At 51.5% G+C, this 7,290-nt stretch carries 6 protein-coding genes and 1 pseudogene; 2 read left to right on the top strand and 5 right to left on the bottom strand.

The window, feature by feature from the left end; genetic code table 11:
- Positions 1-33: 33 nt before the first annotated feature.
- Positions 34-2,160 (top strand): annotated as a pseudogene (locus tag INT19_RS17525) (efflux RND transporter permease subunit); the annotation flags it as partial.
- Between the two features lie 100 nt (positions 2,161-2,260).
- On the opposite strand, the gene INT19_RS17520 reads toward INT19_RS17525, so the two are convergent.
- Positions 2,261-2,689 (bottom strand): DUF3617 domain-containing protein, encoded by a 429-nt coding sequence (locus INT19_RS17520; RefSeq protein WP_193061666.1) that lies wholly within the window; start codon positions 2,687-2,689, stop codon positions 2,261-2,263.
- A 167-nt stretch (positions 2,690-2,856) separates the two neighbouring features.
- Between INT19_RS17520 and INT19_RS17515 the strand changes: the two genes are divergently transcribed.
- Positions 2,857-3,066, top strand: a complete 210-nt coding sequence (locus INT19_RS17515; protein WP_089038639.1) for a CPXCG motif-containing cysteine-rich protein — start codon at positions 2,857-2,859, stop codon at positions 3,064-3,066.
- A 9-nt stretch (positions 3,067-3,075) separates the two neighbouring features.
- Here the strand turns inward: INT19_RS17515 and INT19_RS17510 are convergent, their stop codons facing one another.
- The 4 genes from INT19_RS17510 to INT19_RS17495 all read right to left on the bottom strand — a co-directional run bounded on the left by INT19_RS17510 (position 3,076) and on the right by INT19_RS17495 (position 7,239).
- Complete coding sequence (locus INT19_RS17510; RefSeq protein ID WP_172420359.1) at positions 3,076-3,918, bottom strand: ABC transporter permease subunit; 843 nt, start codon at positions 3,916-3,918, stop codon at positions 3,076-3,078.
- Complete coding sequence (locus tag INT19_RS17505) at positions 3,918-4,826, bottom strand: ABC transporter permease subunit (RefSeq protein WP_172420358.1); 909 nt, start codon at positions 4,824-4,826, stop codon at positions 3,918-3,920. The genes INT19_RS17510 and INT19_RS17505 overlap by 1 nt, the downstream gene beginning before the upstream one ends.
- Positions 4,827-4,857: 31 nt before the next feature.
- Positions 4,858-6,042 (bottom strand): ABC transporter ATP-binding protein, encoded by a 1,185-nt coding sequence (locus tag INT19_RS17500; protein WP_089038642.1) that lies wholly within the window; start codon positions 6,040-6,042, stop codon positions 4,858-4,860.
- Between the two features lie 93 nt (positions 6,043-6,135).
- Entirely contained in the window at positions 6,136-7,239 is a 1,104-nt protein-coding gene (locus INT19_RS17495) for a polyamine ABC transporter substrate-binding protein (protein ID WP_193061665.1), read from the bottom strand.
- Between the last annotated feature and the right edge of the window lie 51 nt (positions 7,240-7,290).

The raw sequence follows: 7,290 nt of genomic DNA, 5'->3' as shown, positions 1-7,290 counted from the left end.
TGAAAGCCGCATCATGGCGCGGGTTTTCATGCATTTTCCCTGATGGGGCTAGTCGTCGTGGTGATGTTTATGTTTTTAGGCAATCTGCGCACCACACTAGTGCCTGCAGTGACGGTACCGATTGCTGTCATTGGAGCATTTACCGCCCTAGCCGCCATGAACTTTTCGATTAATCTACTCACGCTATTGGCGCTGGTACTGGCGATTGGGTTGATTGTTGATGACGCGATTGTAGTGCTTGAAAATATCAATCGGCGTATGCACGACTACGCAGAAACACCTCTGGTCGCAGCATTTCGAGGCACACGGCAAATCGCTTTTGCGGTGATTGCTACCACGCTGGTGCTGGTGGCAGTCTTCGTTCCCCTCAGCATGCTGCAGGGGGATATTGGTCGGCTATTTTCAGAGTTTGCACTTACCATGGCGGCAGCGGTTGTTGTCTCAACCCTACTAGCCCTTACCCTCACCCCAATGATGGCTTCTAAGATTCTCAAGCCGGGCATGCATGATAGCCGGCTTAGCCAAGCCGTTCAGTGGCTGCTAACGGGCACCCAGCGTCGTTACCAGCGCGCATTAGAAATCGTACTCACATTAAAGTGGCTGGTCGTTGCCCTGTTTTTCTTGTTGATAGCCGCTACCGCCTGGCTGGCAACCGAGCTGCCCAATGAATACACCCCGCAAGAAGATCGTGGCAATTTCATTATCCTTGTCAACGGCCCAGAAGGCGCAACGTTTGACTATATGATGGACTATATGGATGAGATAGAGGCTAGATTGACGCCTTTTGTGGACAATGGTGAGCTTGAACGAATTGTGGTTCGTGCACCACGTGGCTTTGGTAATATCGAAAATTTCAACAGCGGTTTTATTATCGTCAACATGGCTGACTGGGGAAGCCGTCGTAGCGCTTGGGAAATCATGGCCGAGATTCGCCAGCAGCTACGAACACTGCCGGGTGTTCAGGCCTTTCCAGTGATGAGACAAGGTTTTGGACAGCGCACTCAAAAGCCTGTGCAATTCGTACTCGGGGGCGGCACTTACGAGGATTTAGCGCGTTGGCGGGATAGGTTGATTACTCATGTTCGTGAAAACAACCCACGTATTACCGCTATCGAAAGTAATTATGATGAGACCCAGCCCCAGTTACGCGTGGATATCAATTATGAGCGCGCTGCCGCACTGGGCGTCACGGTTACAGAGATAGGTCGGACGCTGGAAGTGCTGCTCGGTGGGCGTAACGTCACGCGCTATGTAGATGACGGGGAAGAGTACGATGTCATCCTTGAAGGTGACCGCAGCGGTCAAAACAGTCCTGCTGCGCTAAACAATATTCAAGTCCGCTCAGTACGTTCAGGCGAGCTGATTCCGCTAGCCAGCCTGGTAACGCTCTCTGACTTCGCGGGTGCTAGCACGTTGAACCGCTTTGATCGCGTTCGCGCCATTACGATTGAAGCCAATCTAGCCGATGGTTATCCCCTTGGTGAAGCATTGGAATACTTACAACAAGCCGCCGACAATGTATTGCCTGAAGAGGTACAAACGAACCTTGCCGGGCCTTCTCGCGATTTTCAACAGGCCAGTGGCGCTACCATGTTCTTATTAGTGCTCGGTGCCGTGGTGGTTTACTTAGTACTTGCGGCCCAATTTGAAAGCTTAATTCACCCGTTTGTTATCATGCTGACCGTCCCGCTAGCCATGATTGGCGCCCTGCTTGCTCTGCTGCTTAGCGGACAATCACTCAATATCTATAGCCAAGTAGGCTTAGTACTGTTGATTGGCCTTGCCGCTAAAAATGGCATTCTGATTGTTGAGTTTGCCAACCAGCTACGCGATGAGGGCCAAGCGTTTCGCTCTGCCTTGATTGAAGCGTCGGTAACACGCCTGCGACCGATTCTAATGACTGCGGTCACTACGATGGCGGGTGCGATACCGCTGATACTATCAAGCGGCCCGGGTGCGGAATCACGGCTGGTTATTGGCACTGTCATTATGGCGGGTGTTGGCTCTGCGACCGTATTTACGCTGTTTGTCGTCCCGGTAGCCTACGATCTGCTTGCACGATACTCAGGCTCGCCTGGGGCCGTTAAACGCCAATTAGAAGAAGAGATAGCCAGCGCTCCTATCGCTCATCATACGCCGCTTAATACCCCCGAGCGCTAACATGAGCCATTGCGAAAGGTCATATAACGGCCTTCGCACTAAGCAAAAGGCGCCACACAGGCGCCTTTTGTTTTAGGTCATGAAGATGCTAACTGCCGTCTTATTCACAGTTACCAATACGCTCGCCTTCAATCACTGTATTCATGGTCAGCTCACCCATCGGCGATTGAGTGAATATATCCACGTTGCCTTCGATCTGCTCACCCATAAAACGCATTTCGCCATCGATAGTCGCTTCACCGCCATCGGCACGGCAAATCATGCTGTAGGAAAGGCCATCGGCATTCATATCCTGGCTGAGCAGCTCGCAACCCTCTTCTTCTTCAATGAAGCCAAACTCAGCGCTATCCAGCTCTTCTTGAGTGATGCACTGACGTTCGGTTTCCGTTTGATCGGGGATTTGCATGTCACCACTCATGCTGGTCACGCTGACAAACTCCCACTCGCCAGGCGTGACGTTAGGGGTTTCTGCCTGGGCGACCATCGGGAAGGCCAAAAAGGCCGCTACTGCCATGTGTCGTATCATCATCGCACTCATCTCTAGGTGGCTTTAAGGAATACGTTATTATCCTACCTGATTCATTACTTACATGTCCTACCGGACAAGGTCACTGCTACACTATTATCTTCAGAGTTACTCATTTTCAGGGCTTTTCGATAAAAGGGCGCTAGCGATCACATTAAGGGGAAATAGCCATGCAGGATGACGCGCTAGTAAATTATGATTTTTACTGCCCCTACTGCGATACACCACTCACGTTTCTTATCGACACCTCTCAAGGTAGCCACGATACCTGGGAGGATTGCCACCAGTGCTGTGCGCCGATTCAATTACACATCATTGTCTCGCTAATAACCGGTGAGCTAGAAGCAGTGCTCACCGGGCGAGACGACGATGTGCTTTAGCGCCCGTCGCTAAGCACTCTCGGCTTGTCGCAGTAGTGCTTTTCGTTTTGCTTCACCCCGACGCATGAAGAACCACGCCAATAGCGTCGTGAGCGATACCGCCAGAATAATCAGCGTAGCCAGCGCATTGATCTTAGGCGACACCCCCATCCGCACCGACGAAAACACCACCATTGGCAGCGTGTTGGCACCCGGGCCAGAGACAAAACTGGCAATAACCAAGTCATCTAGTGACAGCGTGAATGCCAGCAACCACCCCGCTGCTAAGGCAGGCGAAATAACAGGCAGCGTAATAAAGAAGAAGGTCTTCACCGGTGGCGAGCCTAAATCCATTGCAGCTTCTTCAATAGAGCGATCAATTTCACGCAAGCGGGCTGCTACAACCACCGCAACATACGCACTGCAAAACGTTGTGTGAGCAATCCAGATAGTCGCCATGCCACGATCAGCCGGCCAGCCAATCAGTTGAGCCATCTGCACGAATAGCAGTAATAGCGACAGCCCCGTAATAACTTCCGGCATTACCAGCGGCGCGGTAACCATACTCGACAGTGCGGTCTTGCCGCGAAAATGGCCATAGCGCGTCATAACGAAAGCAGCCACTGTACCCAAGCATACCGCCATGCTGGCGGCAAAAAAGGCAATTTTCAGACTTGTCCAAACCGCAGACAGGATCTGTTGATCACGAAATAGTTCGCCATACCATTGTGTCGAGAACCCTGCCCACACTGTCACCAGCCGTGAGGCATTGAAGGAATAGACCACCAATACCACCATGGGCAAATAAAGAAACAACAGACCCAACACCAACATCACGGAGGTAAAGCGTGGGCGTCTACGCAGTCTCATCATTATTCAAGCTCCCGTGACTGGTAGCGATGGAACCACACAATGGGAATTAACAGCAGCAATAGCATTACCATGGCTAACGCCGAAGCCACAGGCCAGTCGCGGTTTAAGAAGAACTCTTCCCACAACACTTTACCAATCATCAGCGTATCCGGCCCCCCGAGTAGCTCAGGGATCACGAACTCACCGACGGCGGGAATAAATACCAGCATAGAGCCCGCGATGATTCCACCCATAGAGAGCGGCAGCGTGACTTTGATAAAGGTATTAAGCTTGCGCGAACCCAAATCAGACGCCGCTTCTAGCAGCGAGTTATCCAACCGCGTTAGATGGGCATAAAGCGGTAGCACCATAAACGGCAGATAGGCATAAACAATGCCGATAATGACAGCAAACTGAGTGTTCATCATGCGTAGCGGTGAGTCGATCAGCCCCATTCCCAACAATATGTTATTGATTAACCCGCTATTACTTAAAATACCCATCCATGCATAGACGCGAATCAAAAACGACGTCCACGACGGCAGCATTACCAACAGCAGCAAAATAAGCTGCCAGCGCCCCGGAGCACGGGCCATCGCATACGCCATCGGATAGCCAATCAACAGGCATACTGCTGTCGCTACAAACGCGGTTTTTATCGAGCCCCAGTAGGCCGCCACATAGAGAGAATCTGACAACAAAAACAAATAGTTGCCCAGATTCAAAAAGATATTGAGCGTTTGATCAGCATACTCAACCAGCGGCCCATAGGGTGGGATAGCAATGGCTGCTTCCGAAAGGCTAATCTTTAGGACCAGCGCAAACGGCAACAAAAAGAATAGCGTAAGCCACAAAAGCGGAAGCGCGATTACTGCGCGACGACCTAACTGCAACCGCTTTACGAAGCCTGCAATGCGAGATGGCATCATGATAGGCGATCTCCTGTCAGCCACTGAGGCATTAGCGGTTCAGCACGATAGCGCTATGGTCTTCCCAATAGACATAAACACTATCCTCCCAGGTTGGGCGATCACCACGCCGCTCAGTATTGGCCATACTCACTTTGATCATTTGCCCAGAGGCAGTACGCACGTAGTAAAGCGAGTAGCCCCCCAAGTAAGCAATATCATCAACCTTGCCTGCTTCCCAGTTGTACTCTGCGGATGGCTGCTCACGGGTTAGCCAGATTTTTTCAGGGCGCAGCGCAGCCCACACGCGGCGATCTACCGCCTGAGTCGTAATGCCATGATCAATATAGATCGGCCGAGATAAGGCGGGTGATGCAATGCGACAGTGGTCCGCAGCGTCTTCGACGATTTCACCTTCGAACAGATTCACCGTACCGACAAATTCCGCCACCATTCGGCTGGCCGGGCTTTCATAAATATCGACTGGTGAACCCACCTGCTCTATCCAGCCGTCGGCCATAATCGCAACGCGGTCCGCCATGGTCATGGCCTCTTCTTGGTCGTGGGTAACCATGATGCAGGTAACCCCCACCTGCTCAATGATTTCAACAACCTCGAGCTGCATTTCAGTGCGCAGCTTTTTATCCAATGCTCCCATCGGCTCATCCAGCAACAGCAGCTTGGGACGTTTGGCCAGCGAACGCGCAAGCGCTACCCGCTGGCGCTGTCCGCCGGAAAGCTGATGTGGTTTACGCTTAGCAAAACGTTCCATATGCACTAGTTTGAGCATCTGTGCGACACGCGCATCGACATCTGCCTTAGCTAGCTTGTCCTGCTTGAGCCCAAAAGCGATGTTTTGCGCTACCGTCATGTGGGGAAATAACGCGTAGGATTGAAACATCATATTGATTTGACGCTTGTGTGGCGGCATAGAGGTGATATCTTCGCCGCCTAGCAGAATCCGCCCTTCGCTGGGCGTTTCAAACCCCGCCAACATACGCAACAACGTCGACTTGCCTGATCCTGACCCACCTAGCAAGGCGAAAATTTCGCCGCGCTTTACCTGTAAATTAACATCATCGACCGCAAGCGCATCGTCGAAGCGCTTACTTAAGCGCTTTACCTCAAGCACACTATCTTCTGCAAACCTTGGCGTTTTTCCCTGAGCGCGCTGAGCGGCGGGAGGAGTTACCGCAGGAGAGGATGACGACTCGTTCGACAGGGGCGTAGTGACCATTCGCCACTCCCATCAAAAGGCCCGGAAACCGGGCGTTAAAAAAGTAACAGCGAGCCCAGCATTGGCTTGGCTCGCTGTTAGGCGATGACTAAATTAACGACCTGATTTGACGCGATTCCAGATACGCGTACGTGCGCGCAGAACGTCTTGAGGTTTTTCAGCCTGCAAATAGAGGTTTTCCATCACCTCGGCTTCAGGGTAAATAGCCGGGTCATTGATAATTTCATCGGAGAGATATTCATTAGCCGCCGCATTAGGGTTGGCATAACGCACGTACTCGGTAATTTCAGCGGCGATTTCCGGATCGAGAATAAAGTTAATGAAGGCGTGGGCATTTTCAGAATTCGGCGCATCCGCGGGCACTGCCATCATATCAAACCACAGTGCAGCCCCCTCTTTGGGAATGCTGTAGCCAATAGTGAAGTCACGGCCGGCTTCTTCGGCACGATCAGCCGCCTGGAAAACATCGCCGGAATAGCCTGCGGCCACACAAACATCACCATTCGCCAAGTCGGAAACGTAACGAGAAGAGTGGAAATAGGTCATATCGTCACGAACACTGGCAATGAGTTCACCAGCGGCTTCCAGGTCTTCGATATTTTCACTGCGCGGATCAAACCCTAGATATGCCATGGCGGGAGACAGCATTTCATCAGCAGAATCCAGCATCGACAGCCCACAACCGGCCTCGCTCAACGCGCCGGTAATTTCAGGATCAAAGAGCAGCGCCCAGCTATTCAGTGGCGCGTCATCGCCTAAAATGTCTGTCACACGGTCAACATTATAACCAATGCCGTTGGTACCCCACATATAGGGCACCGAGTATTCGCTACCCGAATCGATCTCTTCCAGGCTGGCCATCAATTCAGGATTGAGGTTATCTAAATTAGGCAATAGCTCATGATTGAGGGGCTGGAAAACACCGGCCTTTACCTGGCGGGTAAAATAATAAGTAGAAGGAACCACAACATCGTAGCCAGAACGGCCAGACAAAAGCGCAGCGTCTAATATTTCATTGCTGTCATAAACATCATAGGTCACTTCAATACCGGTGCGCTCGGTAAACTTTTCTAGCGTTTCAGGGGCGATATAGTCGGACCAGTTGTAAACTCGCACTTCATTCGCTTGTGCATTAGCAGCCGCTACGGCAAAAGATAGGGCCGTAACGGCCACTGAAAGTTTGTGAATATTGCCCATCTCACTACTCCTTATATCGCTAAGAATATTTCGTTAACTGCCAAGTCATTC

It is taken from the genome of Halomonas sp. 3A7M (assembly GCF_014897875.1).
Lineage (GTDB): Bacteria > Pseudomonadota > Gammaproteobacteria > Pseudomonadales > Halomonadaceae > Vreelandella.
This window is presented reverse-complemented; position numbering and strand designations above follow the sequence as displayed.